Raw genomic sequence first — 19,368 nt, 5'->3', positions numbered from 1 at the left:
GCCCGGTCACATTCCGAACCCGGAAGCTAAGACTCTCTGCGCCGATGGTACTGCAAGGGGGACCTTGTGGGAGAGTAGGACACCGCCGGACATAATTTGAAGAATAGCCAGCCCCTCGGGGCTGGCTATTCTGCTTTAACGTGGATTTCGCGACCAGTTTGCGGGCCATTACGTGAGCCCCGTTCGAAGCCTGTAGATGGTGTAACGCCCACGGCGAACACAGGCATCAATAGGCCGAAACGGTGGTTAGTCTCTCTATATCGGCACCAATTCCTGCCTGGTGCTTAGGGAGTAAACATGTTTGAAAGATTTACCGACCGAGCACGTCGCGTTGTCGTCCTGGCCCAAGAAGAGGCCAAGATGCTCAACCACAACTACATCGGCACGGAGCACATCCTGCTCGGACTCATCCACGAGGGTGAGGGCGTGGCAGCCAAGGCTCTGGAGTCGCTCAACATCTCGCTCGACGCGGTGCGCGAGCAGGTCCAAGACATTATCGGCCAGGGGCAGCAACAGCCCACCGGCCACATCCCCTTCACGCCTCGCGCGAAGAAGGTACTCGAGCTGAGCCTGCGCGAAGCGCTGCAGCTCGGCCACAACTACATCGGTACGGAGCACATCCTGCTCGGTCTCATCCGCGAGGGTGAGGGCGTAGCTGCGCAGGTGCTCGTGAAGCTGGGTGCCGATCTGAACCGTGTTCGCCAGCAGGTGATCCAGCTTCTCTCTGGCTATCAGGGCAAGGAGGCCGTCGCGGTGGGCGCCAACGACGCGGCACCCGACAAGGGTTCGCAGGTACTCGATCAGTTCGGTCGCAACCTCACGCAGGCTGCGCGCGACGGAAAGCTCGACCCGGTCATCGGGCGCGAGAAGGAGATGGAGCGCGTTATGCAGATCCTCTCCCGTCGCTCCAAGAACAACCCCGTGCTGATCGGCGAGCCCGGCGTCGGCAAGACCGCCGTCGTCGAGGGTCTCGCCCAGGCGATCGTCAAGGGCGATGTCCCCGAGACGCTGAAGGACAAGCAGCTCTACTCGCTCGACCTCGGCTCGCTCATCGCCGGCAGCCGCTACCGCGGTGACTTCGAAGAGCGCCTCAAGAAGGTGACGAAGGAGGTCCGCACCCGCGGCGACATCATCGTCTTCATCGACGAGATTCACACGCTGGTGGGAGCCGGCGCCGCGGAGGGTGCCATCGACGCCGCATCCATTCTGAAGCCGCTTCTCGCGCGCGGAGAGCTGCAGACGATCGGTGCGACCACGCTCGACGAGTACCGCAAGCACTTCGAGAAGGACGCCGCTCTCGAGCGTCGCTTCCAGCCTGTGCAGGTGCACGAGCCGTCTCTGCCTCACACCATCAACATCCTCAAGGGGCTGCGCGACAAGTACGAGGCGTTCCACAAGGTCTCGATCACCGACGGCGCGATCGTCGCGGCGGCGAACCTCGCCGACCGCTACGTGAGCGACCGCTTCCTGCCCGACAAGGCGATCGACCTGCTCGACGAGGCCGGAGCGCGCCTGCGTCTCTCGATCCTCTCCGCTCCGCCCGAGCTGCGCGAGTTCGACGACAAGATCTCCGTCGTCCGCGGCCAGAAGGAAGGCGCGATCGAGGATCAGGACTTCGAGAAGGCCGCCTCTCTCCGCGATGAGGAGAAGAAGCTGCTCGGTGAGCGTCTGCGTCTCGAGAAGCAGTGGAAGAGCGGCGACGTCGGAGCCAGCGGAACCGTCGATGAAGGACTCATCGCCGAGGTTCTCGCCCAGGCAACCGGCATCCCGGTCTTCAAGCTGACCGAGGAGGAGTCGAGCCGACTCATCTTCATGGAGAAGGCGCTGCACATGCGCGTCATCGGCCAGGAAGAGGCCATCTCGGTCCTGTCGAAGACCATCCGTCGCACCCGCGCCGGACTCAAGGACCCGAAGCGTCCGAGCGGTTCGTTCATCTTCGCCGGCCCCACCGGTGTCGGAAAGACCGAGCTCGCCAAGGCACTCGCCGAGTTCCTGTTCGACGACGAGAACGCGCTGATCTCCCTCGACATGAGCGAGTACGGCGAGAAGCACACGGTCTCGCGACTGTTCGGTGCCCCTCCCGGGTTCGTCGGCTTCGAAGAGGGCGGCCAGCTCACCGAGAAGGTGCGCCGCAAGCCGTTCTCCGTGGTGCTGTTCGACGAGATCGAGAAGGCCCACCCCGACATCTTCAACTCGCTCCTCCAGATTCTGGAAGAGGGGCGCCTGACGGATGGCCAGGGTCGAGTCGTCGACTTCAAGAACACCGTGATCATCATGACCACGAACCTCGGAACGAAGGACATCACGGGAACCCCCATCGGGTTCACGTCGTCCACCGACACCGCGACCGGCTACGACCGCATGCGCGGCAAGGTCGTCGAGGAGCTGAAGAAGCACTTCAAGCCCGAGTTCCTGAACCGCGTCGACGAGACGATCGTGTTCCCGCAGCTCAGCCCCGGAGAGCTGCTGCAGATCGTCGACCTCTTCCTCAAGCGACTCAGCGAGCGTCTGCTCGACCGCGACCTCTCGGTCGAGCTGACCGTTCCCGCCAAGGAGCGTCTCATCAAGGTCGGGTTCGATCCTTCGCTCGGAGCACGGCCGCTGCGCCGCGCTGTGCAGCACGAGATCGAAGACGCCCTGAGCGAGAAGATCCTGCACGGCGAGCTCGGTGCCGGCGACCACGTGCACGTCGACTTCATCGACAACGTGTTCGTGTTCACGACCAGCCGCCAGGCCGGTCTCAACGAGGCGGAGCCGATCGCCGTCGAGGCGTAACCCGAATCCGAATGGGCCTGTCGAGTTTCGACAGGCCCATTCGGCGTTTAAGGCGTCTTAGACTCGACACCGTGACATTCTCCGTGCGCCCCGCCCGAACATCCGATGTCCCCTACATCCAGGCGCTCGTCGAGCCCCTGGTGCAGCAGCGCATCCTGCTGGGCAAAGACCGCGTCGTCTTCTACGAGGCCGTGCAGGAGTTCCGCATCGCCGAAGACGAGCACGGCACCCCGATCGGCTGCGGCGCGCTGCACGTCATGTGGGACGACCTCGCCGAAGTGCGCACCCTGGCGGTGGATGCCGCATGGCTGGGCAAGGGCGTCGGACGCGCGATCCTCGATCGGCTCGAGACCGACGCGCTCGCGCTCGGCGTTCACCGGTTGTTCTGCCTCACCTTCGAGGTGTCGTTCTTCGAGCGCAACGGCTTCCTGCCCACGGGCGAGGGCGTCGTCGATCCCGCGGTGTTCGCCGAGCTCGCGCTGTCGTCTGACGAGGGTGTCGCGGAGTTCCTCGACCTGTCTCGCGTGAAGCCGAACACCCTCGGCAACACGCGCATGCTGAAGATTCTGGCGTAGCGCGCGTACACGCCGGTGCGGTGACCCGATCTGCGGGCGAGTCGGGCTTACCCTGAGACCATGTCGACGTTCCGGAACCCCGTTGGCCCCCAGCCGAGCAGCACCTACTGGCGCCGCAGACTGATGGTGATCCTCGGGCTGGTCGCGGTCATCGTGGTGATCGTGCTCATCGCGGTGCGGCCGGGGAGCACGCCCGCCGCGACGACCGGCGACGACAAGAAGACCAACACCGCGGCGCCCGCCGACAGCGGGAAGGCCGCAGACCCCGAGACGCCGTGCGCCCCAGGAGTCGTGACGGTGGAGGCCATCACCGATGCCGGCGACTACATCGCAGGGCAGCAGCCCCTTCTCTCGCTCTCCGTGACCAACACCGGAACCGCCGCCTGCACCTTCGCCGTCGGCGCCGACGTGCAGAAGTACACGATCACGAGCGGCACCGAGCAGATCTGGACCTCCACCGACTGCCAGGCCGCCGCCACACCGGAGTCGCGCGTGCTCGAGCCCGGCGTAGCCCTCGCGACCACGCCGTTCACCTGGGACCGCACCCGCTCCGACCCCGCCGCCTGCGAGTCCACCGAGCGCGCCCCCGTCACCGGTGGCGGCGCGAGCTACCACCTCGCCGTGGCCATCAACGGCGTCGAGAGCGCCGACACCAAGCAATTTCTGCTGAACTAGGGTCATGGCAAAAAAGACCACACCCCGAAACGAAGACTTCCGTTCCGAGCCGCTCGAACACGCCCTGAAGGCCCAGGATGCCGCGGCTGTGGCGTTCGCGCTGCGCAACGACAAGGTGATCGTGCCGCTCCTTCCCGTGGAGGGGCCGGCCCAGGTACGCGTCTTCCGACGCGACGACGCCGACAAGTACATGCTGCTGCTCTTCTCGTCGGCGGCCACCTACGTGAAGATGCTGCCGAACGAGACCGACCACCGGGTGCTCGCCTACGACCGGGCGCTGCTGCGTGAGTTCCTCGAGACCAATATCGGAGTTCTCGAGGCCGTCTGGTTCGACGTCGCGGGCCCGCACGCCATGCAGGCCGACCCCGCCGACGTGCTGGATGCGCTCACGCTGTCGAGCGAGGACTAGTCCCCGACGGCAGTCAAGGGCGCGCGCGACGACGACCGCCCGACCTAGTGTGGGCAGACAATGAGCACCATATCCGTCGTCATCCCCGTGTTCAACGACGCCCGGCTTCTCGCCCGCTGCCTGGACGCCCTCGGGGCCGGCAGCCGCCTGCCCGATGAGATCGTCGTCGTCGACAACGGCTCGAGCGACGACTCCGCGGCGGTCGCGCGGGCCCGGGGTGCGCGCGTCGTCGTCGAACCCCGTCGGGGCATCGCCCCCGCATCGGCCGCCGGTTTCGACGCGGCGCGCGGCGAGCTGCTGGCCCGCATCGACGCGGACTGCGTGCCCGCCCGCGACTGGCTGCTGCGCGCCGAGCAGCGGTTCGACGCGCACCCGGGGCTCGACGCGCTCACGGGCTCGGCCGACTTCATCGACGGCAGCCGGTTCACCGCGTGGGTCGGGCGTGTCGCCTACCTCGGCTGGTACTTCTGGGCGATGGGTCTGATGCTGGGGCATCCGCCGTTCTTCGGATCCAACCTGGTGCTGCGATCCGCCGCATGGCAACGGCTGCGCAACGGATTCCACCGTGAGAGCGCCACGGTGCACGACGACCTCGATCTCAGCTTCCAGGTGCAGCCCGGCATGGTGGTCGACTACGACGACGCGCGGCTCATGGAGATCTCTGCGCGGCCGTTCGACTCGCTCGACTCGTTCGCCGTGCGCGCCTGGCGCGGCGTGGCGACTATCGCCCTCAATTGGCCGGGTTGGATGCGCCGCCGGTACCTGGTGGCTCGCGCCGCGGGCGGGCGGAGGGCCACGGCGGCCGACAGCGTGAGCCTGCGCTGATCACCGCCGCAATCTCTTCTTGCCCGCGGCGAGCACCGTTTACTAACGTGGTGTGACGACGTGAGGAGCAGGCGATGCGCAATCCGCATTTCACCATGAACAACCCGGAACGCCCGGCCGTGGACGTCGCGGAGACGGCCGCCGGCCACCCCCACACCCTGGGCGTCGAGTACACCGACGACGAGGTTCTCATCGACGGCGAGGACGCGGCCGCATACGCCGAATTCGGCGAGGACCCCGACGTCGAGACGCACCTCGACGAGGGACACCACGACCTCTGAGCCGCGGAAGCGCACGGCCCGGCGGCAGAGCGTCCCGCGGGGATAGAGTGGAACGCCCCTGCCTCCCGCGTGACCTTCCCCGGGCGACGGTGGCCCCGAAAGGCACAGCGTGACCACACCACCATCCGACCCCCCAGAAAACACGTCGGATGACGCCGGCTCGCTCTCGCCCCGCGATCGACGCCGTCTCACCCGGGTGCGCAGCGACCGTACGGTCGTCGCCGTGCTCGCCAGTACCGGGCTCATCGCCGCGTTCATGCAGACGCTCGTGACCCCGATCATCGCCGAGCTGCCCGTGCTGTTGAACAGTGTGCCCTCTGACACGTCGTGGGTCCTCACCTCCACCCTGCTCGCCGCCGCCATCGCGACACCCATCGCGGGCCGGCTCGGCGACATGTACGGCAAGCGCCGCATCGTGCTCGCGCTGCTCGTGATCATGACGATCGGGTCTGTCGTGGCCGCGCTGTCGGACTCCGTCATCCCGATGATCGTCGGGCGCTCGCTGCAGGGCATCGGCCTGGGCGTGATCTCCCTCGGCATCAGCATCCTGCGCGACGTCATCCACCCGAAGAACCTCGGCGGGGCGGTCGCGCTCGTGAGCGCCACCCTAGGAATCGGCGGCGCGGTCGGACTGCCGGTCGCGGCTCTCATCGCCGAGAACTTCTCGTGGCACTACCTGTTCTGGCTCGCGACGGCGCTCAGCCTCGTCGCACTGGCGCTCGTGGCCTGGATCGTGCCCGTCAGCACACTGCGCACCGCCGGCCGGTTCGACTTCGTCGGAGCGGTGGGGCTCGGCGTCGGGTTGATCGGCATCCTACTCGGCGTCTCGAAGGGGTCGGAGTGGGGCTGGACCAGCCCGACGATCCTCGGCCTGCTCCTCGGCGGAACCGTCGTGCTCGTGGCGTGGGGCTTCTACGAGCTGCGCACACCGCACGCGCTGATCGACCTGCGGGTCGCCGCCCGGCGCCCCGTGCTGCTGACGAACCTCACCTCCATCTCGGTCGGATTCGCCTTCTTCATCACGTCGGCGGCGCTGCCAGTGCTCCTGCAGGCGCCTACGACCACGGGTGTGGCCTTCGGGCTGCCGTTGATCGTCGCCAGCCTGTGCCTCATGCCGCTCGGCCTGGTGATGTTCTTCACATCCCCGCTCGCCGCCAAGCTATCGAACGCACGCGGGCCGCGCACCAGCCTGATCCTCGGCGGCTCGATCATCGCCTTGACCTTCGCGGCGGGCATCCTGCTCACCGGCGAGGTCTGGCACGTGGTGCTGATCTCGGTGTTCGTGGGCCTCGGCGTGGGGTATGCCTATGCCGCCATGCCGACGCTCATCATGAACGCCGTGCCGCCCAGCGAGACCGCGGCCGCGAACGGGCTCAACTCGGTGATGCGCACACTCGGCTCCACCGTGGCGGCGACCATCGTCGGCGTGATCCTGTCGACCCAGGTCGTCGTGGCCGACGGCGTCTCGATCCCGACGACCGCGGCGTTCCAGCTGACGTTCGCGATCGGCGCCGCCGTGTCGGTGGTGGGCGTGGTCATCGCGATCTTCATCCCGAAGGCCAGGCCCACCTACGAGACGGCGAGCATCCCGGTTCAGCCTTAGGCAGCGGCGCTGTTCTAGGCGGCGCTCACCTCGGCGAGGGCGGCATCGAACTGCTCGGCCGAGAGCGTGATGCCGGCATCGTGAAGTCGCTGCTCGAGAAGAGTGCGCACGTCGCCCTCGTTGCCGAGCGAGACATCCGCCCGCACCTGGCCGATAATCCCCTGTACCTTGTCGTCGTCGGTGGCGTGGTTGCCGTCTTGCATGGTCTGTTCTTCGTTGTCGGACATGCTTCATGCTCGCACCGGAGCATGCAGAATGGAACAAATGGCTCTCCACGTACTCGCGATTCTCAACCAACCCTCAGCCGACGCCCCGCCGCACACCCCGGGCGCCGCGCCGTTCGCCTTCGCCGACGCCGCTGAGCCGCACCTCAGCGTCATGGATCTCGGCGTCACCCGCGGCGACGGCATCTTCGAGTCGATCAGCGTCGGCCACGGCCACGCCCAGGCGCTCGAACACCATCTCCGCCGGTTCGCGAGCTCGGCGGCGAAGCTCGACCTGCCCGCGCCCGACCTCGACGCGTGGCGTGAGGCGATCCTCGCGGCCATCGTCGAGCTGGAGCCGGGCGCGGAGTCGTGGGTGAAGACGGTGCTGACGCGCGGCGTCGAGGGCGACGGACGCCCGACGGGCTGGGTGTACGCGGCCCATACCTCCGACTTCTCGCAGGCCCGCACCACGGGCGTGCGGGTGGTAACCCTCGATCGCGGTTACCGGCACGACGTCGAGCAGACGTCGCCCTGGTTGCTCGCGGGCGCCAAGACGCTGAGCTACGCCGTGAACCGGTCCGTGCTGCGCGAGGCGCACCGCCGCGACGCCGACGACGTGATCTTCGTCTCGAGCGACGGGTTCGTGCTCGAGGGGCCGACGTCGTCGGTGGTCTTCCGCCGCGGCGACCGGCTGCTCACCCCGGGGACCGGCCTGGGCATCCTCGACGGCACGACGCAGGCGAACGTCTTCCGCTACGCCGAGTCGCTGGGGTTCACGACGGGATTCGAACTGGTCACCCCCGACCAGCTGCGAAGCGCGGATGCCGCGTGGCTGGTGTCGAGCGTGCGGCTCGCCGCGCCGGTGCGGGCCCTCGACGGTGCGCCGTTCCCGGTCGACGCCGCGCTCACCGCCGGCATCAACGAGTACCTGCTCGCCCTCACCGACTGAGCGCCGCCGGCGGCCTATCAAATGCATCGGGGTCGCGATAGGGGATGACACTTCTCGTGGTTCGGGTGTGGACTTGCCAGATGACCACGACCGCGGAAGACACAGCAACACTCTCGACACGCCAGCGCGCCAAGCTACGATCGCGACTCGTCGACGACCACAAGGCGACCGAGCTGCTGATCTCCCGACTGGTCTCAGACCTCGATTCGTTCCAGCACTCGCGCCAGGACGCCCCCGTCGACGACGAGCACGATCCCGAAGGCCCTACCCTCGCGTTCGAACGGTCGCAGTCCACCGCGATCCTCGGGCAGACGCGCATCCACCTCTCCCAGATCGAGAGCGCGCTCGAGCACATCGACGGCGGAACCTACGGCGTGTGCGTGACCTGCCACAAGCCGATCCCCGTCGCGCGCCTCGAAGTACGCCCCTACTCGACCCAGTGCGTGGGCTGCGCCAGCAAGGTGCGTTGATGAAGGCCGTCACCTGGCAGGGGCGGCGCAAGGTGAGCGTCGACACCGTGCCCGATCCGATCGTGCTCGAACCCACCGACGCCATCGTGCGCATCACGTCGACCGCCATCTGCGGGTCGGACCTGCATCTCTACGAACTGCTCGGCCCGTTTCTCGACGCCGGCGACATCCTCGGCCATGAGGCGATGGGGGTCGTCGTCGAGACCGGGGAGGCCGTCGTCGGCCTGCGCCCGGGCGACCGCGTCGTCGTGCCGTTCAACATCGCGTGCGGCACGTGTTTTATGTGCGTGCGCGGGCTGCAGAGCCAGTGCGAGACGACCCAGGTGCGCGAGCACGGTTCCGGCGCCGCGCTCTTCGGGTACACGAAGCTCTACGGCCAGGTGCCGGGCGGGCAGGCAGAACTGCTGCGCGTACCGCTCGCCGACTACAACACCATCGTCGTGGGCTCGGACCTGCCCGACGAGCGCTATCTCTTCCTCAGCGACATCCTCCCGACGGCATGGCAGGGCGTCAAGTACACGAACGCTCCCGAGGGCGGCACGATCGCCGTCATGGGCCTCGGCCCCGTCGGGCAGCTCGTCACTCGCGTGGCCCGCCACCTCGGCTACGAAGTGCTCGGCGTCGACCCGGTGCCGGAGCGCCGTGCGATGGCCGAGAGGCACGGCATCGAGACGTGGGACCTCACCGGCGACACGACCGCCGCACTGCGCGAGCGCACTCTCGGCCGCGGGCCCGACGCCGTGGTCGACGCCGTGGGCATGGAGGCCCACGGCAACCCCATCGCGGGGTTCGCCCAGGCTGCCGTCGGCGTGCTGCCGGACGCGCTCGCCCGCAAGGCAATGGACGTCGCGGGCATCGACCGGCTCGCCGCGTTGCACGCCTCCGTCGACCTCGTGCGTCGTGGTGGCAGCGTCTCGCTGAGCGGCGTGTACGCCGGCGAGGCAGACGTGATGCCGATGAAGACGATGTTCGACAAGCAGGTCTCCCTGCGCATGGGGCAGTGCAACGTGAAGAACTGGATCGACGACCTGCTGCCCCTCGTCGAAGACCCGGCCGACCCGCTCGGCGTCACGGATCTCGTGACGCACACGGTGCCGATCGACCGGGCCCCCGAGATGTACGACACGTTCCAGAAGAAGAGCGACGGCTGTATCAAGGTCGTACTGAAACCAGGAGAGCAATGAGCAACACCGAGAAGACCCATGACCCCTACGACGACGGCAGCGTGCCGGCCGACGCAGACATGAATCCCGACGGCGGCGACGTCGCCGGACTGCTCCCGGGCGGCAGCCGCCTGGACGAGGGCGAGGACGAGCCGGATCTGAACGCCCGCGACATCCGTCCCGGCGGCGACGCGCCCCTCCCCTGAACGCACCACCCGACAGAAAAGGAATGACAATGGCAAAAGGATGGATTCTGCTCGGCTTCGCCGCGGGATACGTGGTTGGCGCGGCCGCGGGCCGCAAGCAGTACGAGAAGATCAAGACGACGGTGACCGACCTGTGGGAGCGCCCCGAGGTGCAGAACACGGTGAAGAAGGTGGATGACTTCGTGGGAGACAAGGCGCCCGTGGCACACGACCTCGGCGCGGCTGTCGTCGACAGCGTCAATGACACGTCGCCCGACACGTCGTCGGGCGCTACGGGCTCAGGCACCGAAACCCCATCGTCGGACAAGCCCGCGACGACGAAGCCCGCGACGGGAGGCACCCAGTGAGCGACGACAAGGTCTTCGGAGACATGGAGACGGCCACCAACGCCGATCCCGACAAGACGACGAACGCGGAGGGCACGCCGCCCGACGACGCGTCCGGAGGGGCGCCCGAGCCGACAGGAGACGACGATGAGTGATCCAGCCGACGAGCCGATGTACGAACAGCTCGGCGACAAGGGCAACCCGTTCACCGAGGGCGGCAACCCCGACGCGCTGATCGAGGGCAATCGGGTCGGCACGGCCGAGGACATGGAGTCGAGCGAGAAGCCCGGCTACGAGGGCGAGGCGCCCAACCTGCCGCTGGCCGACCAAGGCATGCGCGACGGGACCCCCGCCGACGACAGCGAAGAAGACCAGCCGTGAGAAGAGCCGCTTAGAACTGCGGCACCTCGACCCTCTCGACCGTCGAGGCGGTGAACGCCTGACGCAGAGCCTCGCGCAGATGGATCGCCTCGGCGTCGATGATGGTCGAGAAACCGAGTCGGCGGGCTTCGGCGACGCGTTGTTTGGCGGATGACGCGGGACGGATCTCACCGGCGAGGCTGATCTCGCCCATGACCGCCTGCGTGATCGGGAAGGCCTTGTCGTTGAAGGCGCTCGCGATGGCGAGGGCGATCGCGAGGTCGGCGCCCGGCTCGGTCACCCGGATGCCGCCGACCGTGGAGACGTAGACGTCGACCTCGGAGAGCTTGAAGCCCGCCCGGCGCTCGAGCACCGCGAGCAGCATCGCGACCCGGGAGCCGTCGACCCCGTTGACCACCCGGCGGGGGTTCGGGGCTCCGCTCTTCACGATGAGCGCCTGCACCTCGACCGGAAGGGCGCGTCGCCCCTCGACGGCGATCGTGACACAGGTGCCGCTCACCGGCTGGCGTGCGCGCGAGAGGAACAGACCCGACGGGTCGGCGACCTCGGCGATACCCTCGCCGGTCATCTCGAAGCAGCCGACCTCGTCGGTGGGTCCGAAGCGGTTCTTGTGCGCCCGCACGAAGCGCAGCGCGGTCTGCCGGTCGCCCTCGAACTGCAGCACCACGTCGACGAGGTGCTCGAGCAGACGGGGGCCGGCGATCGAACCGTCCTTGGTGACGTGGCCGACGAGCAGAACGGGCAGGTTGCGGTCTTTCGAGACGCGGATGAGAGTGGATGCCACCTCCCGGACCTGCGACGGACCGCCGGCGAGCCCCTCGGACAGCGACGACGAAACCGTCTGCACCGAGTCGACGATGACCAGCTGCGGCTGCACCTGGTCGATCTGGCCGAGGATGGTGGCGAGGTCGGTCTCGGCGGCGAGGTAGAGCGAGGGTTGCAGCGCGTTGGTGCGCTGCGCGCGCAGGCGCACCTGGCTGACCGACTCCTCGGCACTGACGTAGAGCACGCGCTGCCCGGTCGCGGCGGCGCGCGACGCGACCTCGAGCAGCAGGGTGGACTTGCCCACTCCCGGCTCGCCGCTCAGCAGGATGGCCGCGCCGGGAACGATGCCGCCGCCGAGCACACGGTCGAACTCCGAGATGCCGCTGGGCCAGTGGGCCACGGAGTCCGCGCCGATCTCGGTGATCGGGCGGGCGCTGCGCGCATCCGTGATCTTGACCGCGGTCACGCCGCGTGCGGCGATGCCGACCGTCTCGGCCTGGTCGACCACGGTGCCCCAGGACTGGCACTCGCCACAACGGCCCACCCATTTGATGCTCGACCAGTCGCACTCTGTGCAGCGGAAATTAGTGGTGACTCGGGCCATCTGGCCAGCCTAGGCGAGGCCACCGTCACCCCCGGTGAGCCGACGGTCGAAGTGTGGAAAGAATGCGGACGCCCACACCGCGTAGCCGCGGTCGTTCGGGTGGAAGAGGTCGGCGGCGACCTGATTGAGGAAATAGCGGGGCGCGCTCTGGCGCCTCGTCGTGGAGTGCAGCGGGGCGACGTCGAGTCCGTAGGTCTCGGCCACACGGTGGATGATCTCGCTCGCTACACGCACCTGACGCTCGCGCCATCCGAAATAGAAGGAAGGAACGTCGGCGACGATCGTGAGCCGCGGGAGGCGGCGGTAGAGCTCGTCGATCTCGCGCTCGAACTTCGCCGGGTCGAAATGCGGGCCGATGTCGTTCGCGCCGATCGCGACGGTGACGACGTCGGGGGCGAGGTCGTCGAGATGGGCGACCTGCTTGGTGAGCGCCTCGGTGACACGACCGCCCGACTGGCTGAGGTTGATCACGCGCACGGTGCGCCCGGTCGCGGCGCGGGCGCGTTCGGCGAGCAGCCCGACGTAGCTGCGAGCGGGCACGCTGGCCCCGACGCCCTGCGCCGCCGAGTCCCCGATCGCGACGTAGAGCAGCTCGCCGCTGACATCGCGCTGCGAGTGCCACCATTCGGCGTGCGGGGTTATGGCCGCGGCCGCTATCACGGCCCCCGAGCGCTGGCGGCGTTCAGCCAGGCGGTAGCCGACGAAGGCGGTGGCCGCTACCGCGACCACCGCCCCGCCGACGATGCCCGGGGTCTTTGCCACCATGGCAAAACCCTACGCATCTCGGGTGCTCGAGGCTAGTTCGAATCGGTGCCGGTGCCGGTGCCTGTGGGCGGGGTTCCGCCGCCCGCTCCGCCGGTGCCGCCGCCGAAGCCGCGTGCGCCCTCGGTGATCGAAGTGGCCGCGACGTTGCCGTCGTCGTCCGCCTCGCCGATGACCGTGAGCGAGTCGCCCTCCGTGAGGTCGCCGACCGAGCTGTCGTGCGTCGTGGTGACCGTGGTGTCGTCGGTCGTGGTGATCGTGACGGTCGAGCCGTCGGACAGCTCGAGAGTGACGGTGTCGCCGTCGACCGCGGTGACTGTGCCCGAGGTGAAGCCGCCCATGCCTGCGGGGGCGCCCCCGGCCGCATCGCCCGCTGCGCCGTCCGGGCGGCCCTGGCCGAGGGCCGCGGATCCGGCGGAGGTGGCGCTCGCCGTGTTCTGGCCGATGAGCACGCCGCCGAAGATGCCGACGCCGAGCACCGCGACCAGCGCGAGCGCCGGCGTGATGAACCGCGCCTTGCGCTTGGGCCGGCCCGCGCCATCCGTGCCCTCTGGGCCACGCGTCGTCTCCGAAAACGAAGGAGACGCGCCGGTAACGGGCGGTGAAACGGGGTTTGGGGTGGGGTTCGTCATGGTTGTCCTTCGTTTTCGGTGGGGGTCGGGGTGATAGGGGAGTGGAAGAGGGTGAATCAGGCGGCCCGGAGCGCCTGGATCGGGCGCATGGCAGCCGCCCGCGCTGCGGGGTAGACGCCGAAGAAGACCCCGATGGCGACGGAGACGCCGAGGGCCAGGGGGATCGAGTAGTCGAGCACCACCGGCTGGGTGCCGTAGATCTCGTAGTTCGCTCCCATGAGCGCCGCGACCACGCCCAGCACGCCGCCGAGCAGGGTGAGCATGGCCGCTTCGGCGAGAAACTGCCCGAGGATCGCGCCGCGAGTGGCGCCGAGCGCCTTGCGGATGCCGATCTCCTTCGTTCTCTCGGTCACCGAGACGAGCATGACGTTGGTCACGCCGATCCCGCCGACGAGCAGGCTGAAGGCCGCGACCACGCCGAGCAGCACGGTGAAGCTGTCGGCGCTCTCCTCCTGCGTCTCGAGCAGCGATCTCTGGTTCGAGATCGAGTAGCTCTCGTCGTCGTCGGTCTGGCCGAGCAGCTGGTTGAGCACGATCTCGATCTCGCCCTCCGCGGCTTCCACCGAGTCGGCGTCGGTCGCCTCGATCGACAGCGTCGAGACCGCGCCGAACCCGGTGAACGACCTCTGGATGCGCGTGATGGGCGCGATCACGACCGAGTTCGCATCGGTGACTCCGGTGCTGCTCTGACTCTCGAGGACGCCGATAACGGTCAACGGGGTTCCGTCGACCGTGATCGACTGTCCGAGCGCCGACCCGGTCGGGAAAAGCGTGGTCGCCAGCGTCTGCCCGATCACGGCGACCTTCGACGAAGAGGTCACGTCGGAGGCGGTGAACGCCTCGCCCGTGCCGACGCCGGTCGTGCCGACGTCGAAGTAGCCGGGCGTCGTGCCGACGATGCTGACGCTGTCGCTCGACGCCGACGTGGACGACACGGTCAGGCTCGTGCTCACCTGCGGGACGACGGATGCCACGTGGCCGAGGCCCGCGGCGGCGAGCTTGTCGCTCACCCCGGTCGTGATGACCTTCTTGGTGTTGCCGGCGGTGGACTCCTCTCCTCCACCGCCGCCCATTCCGCTGGCCCGCACGGTGATCGTGTTGGCGCCCAGGCTCGAGATGGCGCTCTTCACGTCCTGGGCCGACCCGTTGCCCACGGCGAGCAGCAGGATGACGGAGGCTACCCCGATCATGACGCCGAGGAGGGTCAGGATGGAACGGAGCTTGTTGGCCGTGACTCCGCGGAGAGCCGAGACGAGGATCTCGAAGACGCTCATGCGAGCACCGCCCCGGCCGGGCGAGCGCTGAGGCGGTCGCCGACGACGAGGCCGTCGCTGATGGTGATGACGCGGTGGGCACGGGCGGCCACGTGGTCTTCGTGGGTGATGATCACGATGGTTTTGCCTTCCGCGGCCAGGGTGTCGAAGAGGCCGAGGATGTCGTCGGTCGACTCGTTGTCGAGGTTGCCGGTGGGTTCGTCGGCGAGGATGAGCGTGGGGCCCGTGACGAGCGCTCGCGCGATCGCGACGCGCTGTTGTTGGCCGCCGGAAAGCTCCTGCGGCTCGTGCCCGGACCGGGCGGCGAGGCCGACGCTTTCCAGGGCCGCGAGTGCCCGGGTGCGGCGCTCGCCGCGGGACACGCGGCCGTAGATCAGCGGCAGTTCGACGTTGGCGAGCGCCGACATGCGCGCGATGAGGTTGAACGACTGGAAGATGAAGCCGATCTCCTTGTTGCGCACCGTCGCCAGCTCGTTCTCGGTGAGTGTGGCGACGTCGTGCCCGGCGAGGGAGTAGGTTCCGTGCGAGGCGATGTCGAGGCAGCCGAGCAGGTTCATGAGCGTCGACTTCCCCGAGCCCGACGGACCCATGATGGCCACGTAGTCGCCCGCCTCGACCGCGAGGTCGATGCCGCGCAGGGCGTGCACGGCGGCCTCGCCGGTGCCGTAGACCTGCTGGATTCCGTCGAGCTGGAGTACGAGGCTCATCAGTTGCCGCCCGGGAAGGTTCCGCCGGTCGGAGGGGTGAACCCGCCGGTTCCGGTGCCGCCGCCGAATTGGCCGCGCTGGTCGGTCGTGCCGGTGACGGCGTCGGACTCGGTGGTGGCCGCGACCTCGCCGAGCACGATCGTCTGTCCCGCGGTGAGCCCCGAGGTGACGACCGTGCCGGCGTCGCCAACGACGCCCAGCTCGACGTTGGTCGTCGTCACATCGTCGTCGCCGATCACATCGACGGTGGAGGTGCCGTCGGCCGCGGTGGTGATCGCCGCGGTCGGCACGTAGAGGGCGTCGTCGGCCGAGGCGACTGTCGTTATCGTGACCTCGGCGGTCTGGCCCAGGCGCAGCCCCTCGGGGATCGTATCGAGCGTGATGGTGGTGGAGTAGGTGACGATGGAGTTGCTCGTCGTGCCGGTCGGCGCTATCGATGTCACGGTCGCCGTCGCGGTGACGTCTTCGAGCGCGGGAAAGGTCACCGCGGCGGTCTGGCCCACCGCGACGAGGGCGATGTCGGCCTCGGCGATCGCGGCGGTCATCGTCATCGCGGTGACGTCGGCGATGGTCACGAATTCGCTCGACGTGGTCGTCGTGCCGCCCGCCGCCGACGTGCCGGACGTGCTCGAGCCGCTGCTGCCGCCGACGGTGCCGGACACCGCGACGACGAGTCCGGCGATCGGCGAGACCAGGGTCGCGTTCGCCCGATCGGCTTGCGCGGCGGCGAGCACGTCGTTCGCGTCGGCGACCTTGTCTTTCGCGTCGAGAACCTGGGATTTCGCGCTGGTCAACTTCTCCCCCGCGATCGATGCGGTCTGGGGATCGGCGGATGAAGCATCCGTCGTCGCACTCGTCACCGCGGCGTTCGCGGTCGCAAGATCCGTCGTGGCGCGGGTGAGCGCCGTCGAGGCGGATGCCACGGCATTGTCGAGCTCGGTCGCGTCGAGTGTGCCGAGCTGCTGCCCCGCGGTCACGGTGGCGCCGAGGGCCACGTCGACGCTCGCGATCGTGCCGGACACGGCGAAGTTCGCGTCGACCTCGCGCACCGCGGCGACGGATCCGTTCGCGGTGATCGTGCTGCTCACGACTCCCTGCTGCACGGTCGAGGTGAGCTGAGTGGCGTCGGTCGAGGTGCTCGCCCGGGCAGGCAGCAGGATGAGCAGGCTCGCGGCGATCGCGCCGGCGATCACGACGCCCAGGGAGGTGTTGACGAGCACGGGTCGGGAGATCTTCATTCCCGCAGGCTGCCGGTGCCGTCTATGCGCTCTCTAGGTCGACCCTATGAATACCGCCTGAGTGCCCGATTCATGAACACGGCCATCTCTGTACTAAGATCGTCCTCGGAACCGTGTCCGAGCGGCCGAAGGTGCAACTCTCGAAAAGTTGTGTGGGTGTTGAGCCCACCGTGGGTTCAAATCCCACCGGTTCCGCCAGCTAACAACCCCCCTGCTTCCCATGTAAGCACTGGGATGCAGGGGGGTTTCATTTGCCTACTGTGATACGAACAGTAACGCAGCAGTAACAGAACATCTGTGAGGTGATGTGCGCAACTGCCGCATAGGCCCCGCTTTGCACCACGAGTTGCCAATGATCCCCGCGATGTTGTCGCTCGTACTCAACGTTGCGTCGCGGTTCAAACCGCCAGGGCGAACAGCGATATCCGGGCGAAGCTGACTCAGGCTGCCCCAATGGGCTTTCGCAGGGTCGATTGCTGCCCGTTTACACAAACGTGCACGTTTCCGTCTCCTCAGATGTGTACTGCCTCGATGGCGGTCAGACTCCTGTGCCGTACGCGATCGGCGCCCATCCACCCCGAAGCTCGTTACACATTCGTTCTAGCGACAAACACAAGTTTGTAGAGCCCCCGCCCGCGCATCATTCCGGGAGAGTTAGACCCTTCGTGCATATTCGTACACTTTCTCTTGGCTGGTCCCAACTGTGTTCGAAGTTTCGGGACCGCATAAATGTGGTACATCCGGTACATCCGGTACGTGCGGCACAGACGCCTAAGCCTGACTGCGAACGGCACGAAACGCCTCCTCTAGCTCGGACGCCAACGGCAGTTCGCCACTGATTGCCCGTCACGAAGCAGCGGCGCACGCTGCCCGGATGGATGATGCCGACATGGTGACGCCGCGCTGCGCGGAGTGCTCGACTTCCGTCGAGGTCGCCGGCACGACGCAGCACCCGCGCTGGTGCCCGTCGTGCAGAGTCGCCCGGTTGTCGTAGCCTGATCGGGTAAATGCAGGGCCGGCTGCTTCGTCATCACGAGGAGCAACCATTGCACGTAATCCGTTGGCAGACCCCGTGGCCGTTGATCCAGATATCCGGCTGCGAGTGGGTCGTCATGCGCGACCACCCGTCGAAGCCGGCCGCTCTCGTGCGCTACCTCGAGGACAAGCCGGAAGAGCGCTACCGCGTCGTCCGATGGGCGCCAGAGCCCACCGACCGCCGGCTGTTCGAGTACTTCCCGACACTCGAAATGGCCGACATGGCGGTCACGTTCATGGAGAGCGAGCCGCACACCGGCCGGCAGGCGCTCACGACCGAACGCAGCCCCGAGTGGGCGCGATTCGAACGATGGTTCTGGTCACAGGCCCCGGATGCCCTGGTGCGCGACTTCCTGCCGGCGTGGGCGTCCCGAGAACGGATGACGAGAAACGACAGAGGGGGCGCCAGCATCGTCCAACCGGTGCACAAGCTCGTTCACTAGTCGCCCGCAAGCGGCGTCGCTACCGCCCAGCTATCAGTTTGAACACGGCATCGTCTAAATGGATGTTTTTCGGGTCTAGTGCGCTTGAGAACATGATCCCGTCCTCTCCGACGAGGCCATGCTGCCAACCCCGGTACAGAGTGTGCCACCACTGCATGATGCTCAAAAGCATCCGCATCCGACTCGCCGCGAACGTCTCATCGGTCGGATTCGCCCAGCCGTCGGCCGCCGTCACTGCCCGATGCTCAGCTTCCTCCCACGATGCCCACGGCGGATCGCCTTGAAGATCCTTTCCTCTCAGCGCATCCAGATCGCGATAGCGACCAGACGTTGCAGCCCACCGATCTAGCGCAAGAAGCAGATCGGGCCAATATGGATCGACGACTACCTCTTCAACGAGCCCTGCAATGTAGGGCGTCTTCAGTTGGGATTCAAATACGAAAATGTCAAATACCTTCGCGTTCAGTTCTCTGAGCGCGTGCCCTGATGATCCGGAACCGAACTTCGGATCGACCTCTCGCCCTTTGCTTTGTTCGTGGAGCCAGAACGTGACTTTAAGAACGCGCTCAACTCCCTGCGAGAGCTGCGTAAATACACCTCCTGGCTGACGAGCTACCCATTTCGCATTAGCGGCCTGGTTTAATCCGAGGGCGAGAAGCTCCGTCGCCGTTGTGAGCTCGCTCGACAGGCTGAATGCACGCAGTACGCGTTCGTTTGGACGGTTCGTCATGGGAGCAGACTATGGGCCAATCTCGCCCAAGGAGAGGAGCAGGTGCCCGCGACGTCAACCGCAGCTGCGCATAGCGATCCGTCGGAAATGATCGTTTGCGGCCGAGAAAACGAGAACGGAATGCGGCTGCTCACAACTTGATCGAAACCGATGATCGAAAGTCTGCTCGAATTCAAACAGGTATCGAGCAGGTTCAATCGGCAGGTGGTTTTGGAACCGTTTTCGGCGGGCCATCCGGTTCCACAGAATGTCCGCAGCGATGTTGATAAGCCGATCGACCTACGGACATCACTCCCTGGATCTGTTGGGGGTTCGCACCTACAAGGCAGCAACG

The 19,368-nt window shown here is 67.2% G+C and carries 23 protein-coding genes, 1 tRNA gene and 1 rRNA gene; 17 read left to right on the top strand and 8 right to left on the bottom strand.

Annotation, left to right across the window (positions count from 1 at the left end):
- The 8 genes from rrf to ABIE21_RS12470 form a co-directional block, all read left to right on the top strand.
- Positions 1 to 91 (top strand): 5S ribosomal RNA (gene rrf, locus ABIE21_RS12505); the annotation flags it as partial.
- A gap of 206 nt (positions 92 to 297) precedes the next feature.
- Positions 298 to 2,775, top strand: a complete 2,478-nt coding sequence (locus ABIE21_RS12500) for an ATP-dependent Clp protease ATP-binding subunit (protein WP_354025136.1) — start codon at positions 298 to 300, stop codon at positions 2,773 to 2,775.
- Positions 2,776 to 2,846: 71 nt separating this feature from the next.
- Entirely contained in the window at positions 2,847 to 3,350 is a 504-nt protein-coding gene (locus ABIE21_RS12495; RefSeq protein WP_354025135.1) for an amino-acid N-acetyltransferase, read from the top strand.
- A 60-nt stretch (positions 3,351 to 3,410) separates the two neighbouring features.
- A complete protein-coding gene (locus ABIE21_RS12490) occupies positions 3,411 to 4,025 on the top strand; it encodes a hypothetical protein (RefSeq protein WP_354025134.1) in 615 nt (204 codons plus the stop codon).
- Between the two features lie 4 nt (positions 4,026 to 4,029).
- Positions 4,030 to 4,434, top strand: a complete 405-nt coding sequence (locus ABIE21_RS12485; RefSeq protein WP_354025133.1) for an SseB family protein — start codon at positions 4,030 to 4,032, stop codon at positions 4,432 to 4,434.
- A gap of 60 nt (positions 4,435 to 4,494) precedes the next feature.
- On the top strand, positions 4,495 to 5,259 hold the full coding sequence (locus ABIE21_RS12480) for a glycosyltransferase family A protein (RefSeq protein ID WP_354025132.1): 765 nt from the start codon (positions 4,495 to 4,497) through the stop codon (positions 5,257 to 5,259).
- A gap of 74 nt (positions 5,260 to 5,333) precedes the next feature.
- Entirely contained in the window at positions 5,334 to 5,540 is a 207-nt protein-coding gene (locus tag ABIE21_RS12475) for a hypothetical protein (RefSeq protein ID WP_354025131.1), read from the top strand.
- 109 nt (positions 5,541 to 5,649) lie between these two features.
- Entirely contained in the window at positions 5,650 to 7,143 is a 1,494-nt protein-coding gene (locus tag ABIE21_RS12470) for an MFS transporter (protein ID WP_354025130.1), read from the top strand.
- A gap of 14 nt (positions 7,144 to 7,157) precedes the next feature.
- Here ABIE21_RS12470 and ABIE21_RS12465 read toward each other — a convergent pair whose 3' ends face one another.
- Positions 7,158 to 7,370, bottom strand: coding sequence for a hypothetical protein (locus ABIE21_RS12465; protein ID WP_354025129.1), 213 nt, complete (start codon positions 7,368 to 7,370; stop codon positions 7,158 to 7,160).
- Between the two features lie 37 nt (positions 7,371 to 7,407).
- Between ABIE21_RS12465 and ABIE21_RS12460 the strand changes: the two genes are divergently transcribed.
- From ABIE21_RS12460 to ABIE21_RS12430, 7 genes are all read left to right on the top strand, one after another.
- The gene (locus ABIE21_RS12460; RefSeq protein WP_354025128.1) at positions 7,408 to 8,298 is read left to right on the top strand and encodes an aminodeoxychorismate lyase; all 891 of its coding nucleotides are present in this window, start codon (positions 7,408 to 7,410) and stop codon (positions 8,296 to 8,298) included.
- Between the two features lie 80 nt (positions 8,299 to 8,378).
- Positions 8,379 to 8,768 (top strand): TraR/DksA family transcriptional regulator, encoded by a 390-nt coding sequence (locus tag ABIE21_RS12455; RefSeq protein ID WP_354025127.1) that lies wholly within the window; start codon positions 8,379 to 8,381, stop codon positions 8,766 to 8,768.
- A complete protein-coding gene (locus tag ABIE21_RS12450) occupies positions 8,768 to 9,952 on the top strand; it encodes an alcohol dehydrogenase catalytic domain-containing protein (protein ID WP_354025126.1) in 1,185 nt (394 codons plus the stop codon). Before ABIE21_RS12455 ends, ABIE21_RS12450 begins: the two co-directional genes overlap by 1 nt.
- A complete protein-coding gene (locus ABIE21_RS12445; RefSeq protein ID WP_354025125.1) occupies positions 9,949 to 10,137 on the top strand; it encodes a hypothetical protein in 189 nt (62 codons plus the stop codon). The genes ABIE21_RS12450 and ABIE21_RS12445 overlap by 4 nt, the downstream gene beginning before the upstream one ends.
- A gap of 23 nt (positions 10,138 to 10,160) precedes the next feature.
- A complete protein-coding gene (locus ABIE21_RS12440; protein ID WP_354025124.1) occupies positions 10,161 to 10,484 on the top strand; it encodes a YtxH domain-containing protein in 324 nt (107 codons plus the stop codon).
- Positions 10,481 to 10,618, top strand: coding sequence for a hypothetical protein (locus tag ABIE21_RS12435; protein WP_354025123.1), 138 nt, complete (start codon positions 10,481 to 10,483; stop codon positions 10,616 to 10,618). The genes ABIE21_RS12440 and ABIE21_RS12435 overlap by 4 nt, the downstream gene beginning before the upstream one ends.
- Positions 10,611 to 10,844, top strand: coding sequence for a hypothetical protein (locus ABIE21_RS12430; RefSeq protein WP_354025122.1), 234 nt, complete (start codon positions 10,611 to 10,613; stop codon positions 10,842 to 10,844). The genes ABIE21_RS12435 and ABIE21_RS12430 overlap by 8 nt, the downstream gene beginning before the upstream one ends.
- A 10-nt stretch (positions 10,845 to 10,854) precedes the next feature.
- On the opposite strand, the gene radA is transcribed toward ABIE21_RS12430, so the two are convergent.
- Genes radA through ABIE21_RS12400 form a run of 6 tightly spaced genes read right to left on the bottom strand, consistent with a single transcriptional unit; the run spans position 10,855 to position 16,826 of the window.
- Positions 10,855 to 12,213 (bottom strand): DNA repair protein RadA, encoded by a 1,359-nt coding sequence (radA, locus tag ABIE21_RS12425; RefSeq protein ID WP_354025121.1) that lies wholly within the window; start codon positions 12,211 to 12,213, stop codon positions 10,855 to 10,857.
- 9 nt (positions 12,214 to 12,222) lie between these two features.
- Positions 12,223 to 12,978, bottom strand: coding sequence for an SGNH/GDSL hydrolase family protein (locus ABIE21_RS12420; RefSeq protein ID WP_354025120.1), 756 nt, complete (start codon positions 12,976 to 12,978; stop codon positions 12,223 to 12,225).
- Between the two features lie 32 nt (positions 12,979 to 13,010).
- The gene (locus tag ABIE21_RS12415) at positions 13,011 to 13,607 is read right to left on the bottom strand and encodes a hypothetical protein (RefSeq protein WP_354025119.1); all 597 of its coding nucleotides are present in this window, start codon (positions 13,605 to 13,607) and stop codon (positions 13,011 to 13,013) included.
- Positions 13,608 to 13,663: 56 nt separating this feature from the next.
- Positions 13,664 to 14,881 (bottom strand): ABC transporter permease, encoded by a 1,218-nt coding sequence (locus tag ABIE21_RS12410; protein ID WP_354025118.1) that lies wholly within the window; start codon positions 14,879 to 14,881, stop codon positions 13,664 to 13,666.
- Positions 14,878 to 15,588 (bottom strand): ABC transporter ATP-binding protein, encoded by a 711-nt coding sequence (locus tag ABIE21_RS12405; protein WP_354025117.1) that lies wholly within the window; start codon positions 15,586 to 15,588, stop codon positions 14,878 to 14,880. The genes ABIE21_RS12410 and ABIE21_RS12405 overlap by 4 nt, the downstream gene beginning before the upstream one ends.
- Positions 15,588 to 16,826 (bottom strand): efflux RND transporter periplasmic adaptor subunit, encoded by a 1,239-nt coding sequence (locus tag ABIE21_RS12400; RefSeq protein ID WP_354025116.1) that lies wholly within the window; start codon positions 16,824 to 16,826, stop codon positions 15,588 to 15,590. Before ABIE21_RS12400 ends, ABIE21_RS12405 begins: the two co-directional genes overlap by 1 nt.
- A 107-nt stretch (positions 16,827 to 16,933) precedes the next feature.
- On the opposite strand from ABIE21_RS12400, the gene ABIE21_RS12395 reads away from it, so the two are divergent.
- Both ABIE21_RS12395 and ABIE21_RS12390 read left to right on the top strand, forming a co-directional pair.
- Positions 16,934 to 17,024 (top strand) — tRNA-Ser (locus ABIE21_RS12395).
- Positions 17,025 to 17,872: 848 nt separating this feature from the next.
- Entirely contained in the window at positions 17,873 to 18,304 is a 432-nt protein-coding gene (locus tag ABIE21_RS12390) for a hypothetical protein (RefSeq protein WP_354025115.1), read from the top strand.
- Between the two features lie 19 nt (positions 18,305 to 18,323).
- Here the strand turns inward: ABIE21_RS12390 and ABIE21_RS12385 are convergent, their stop codons facing one another.
- Positions 18,324 to 19,034 (bottom strand): hypothetical protein, encoded by a 711-nt coding sequence (locus tag ABIE21_RS12385; RefSeq protein WP_354025114.1) that lies wholly within the window; start codon positions 19,032 to 19,034, stop codon positions 18,324 to 18,326.
- Between the last annotated feature and the right edge of the window lie 334 nt (positions 19,035 to 19,368).

Source organism: Conyzicola nivalis (assembly GCF_040548875.1).
Taxonomy (GTDB): Bacteria; Actinomycetota; Actinomycetes; order Actinomycetales; family Microbacteriaceae; genus Conyzicola; species Conyzicola nivalis_A.
Note: the sequence above shows the minus strand (reverse complement) of the source record. Positions and strands in the feature narration are given on the sequence as shown.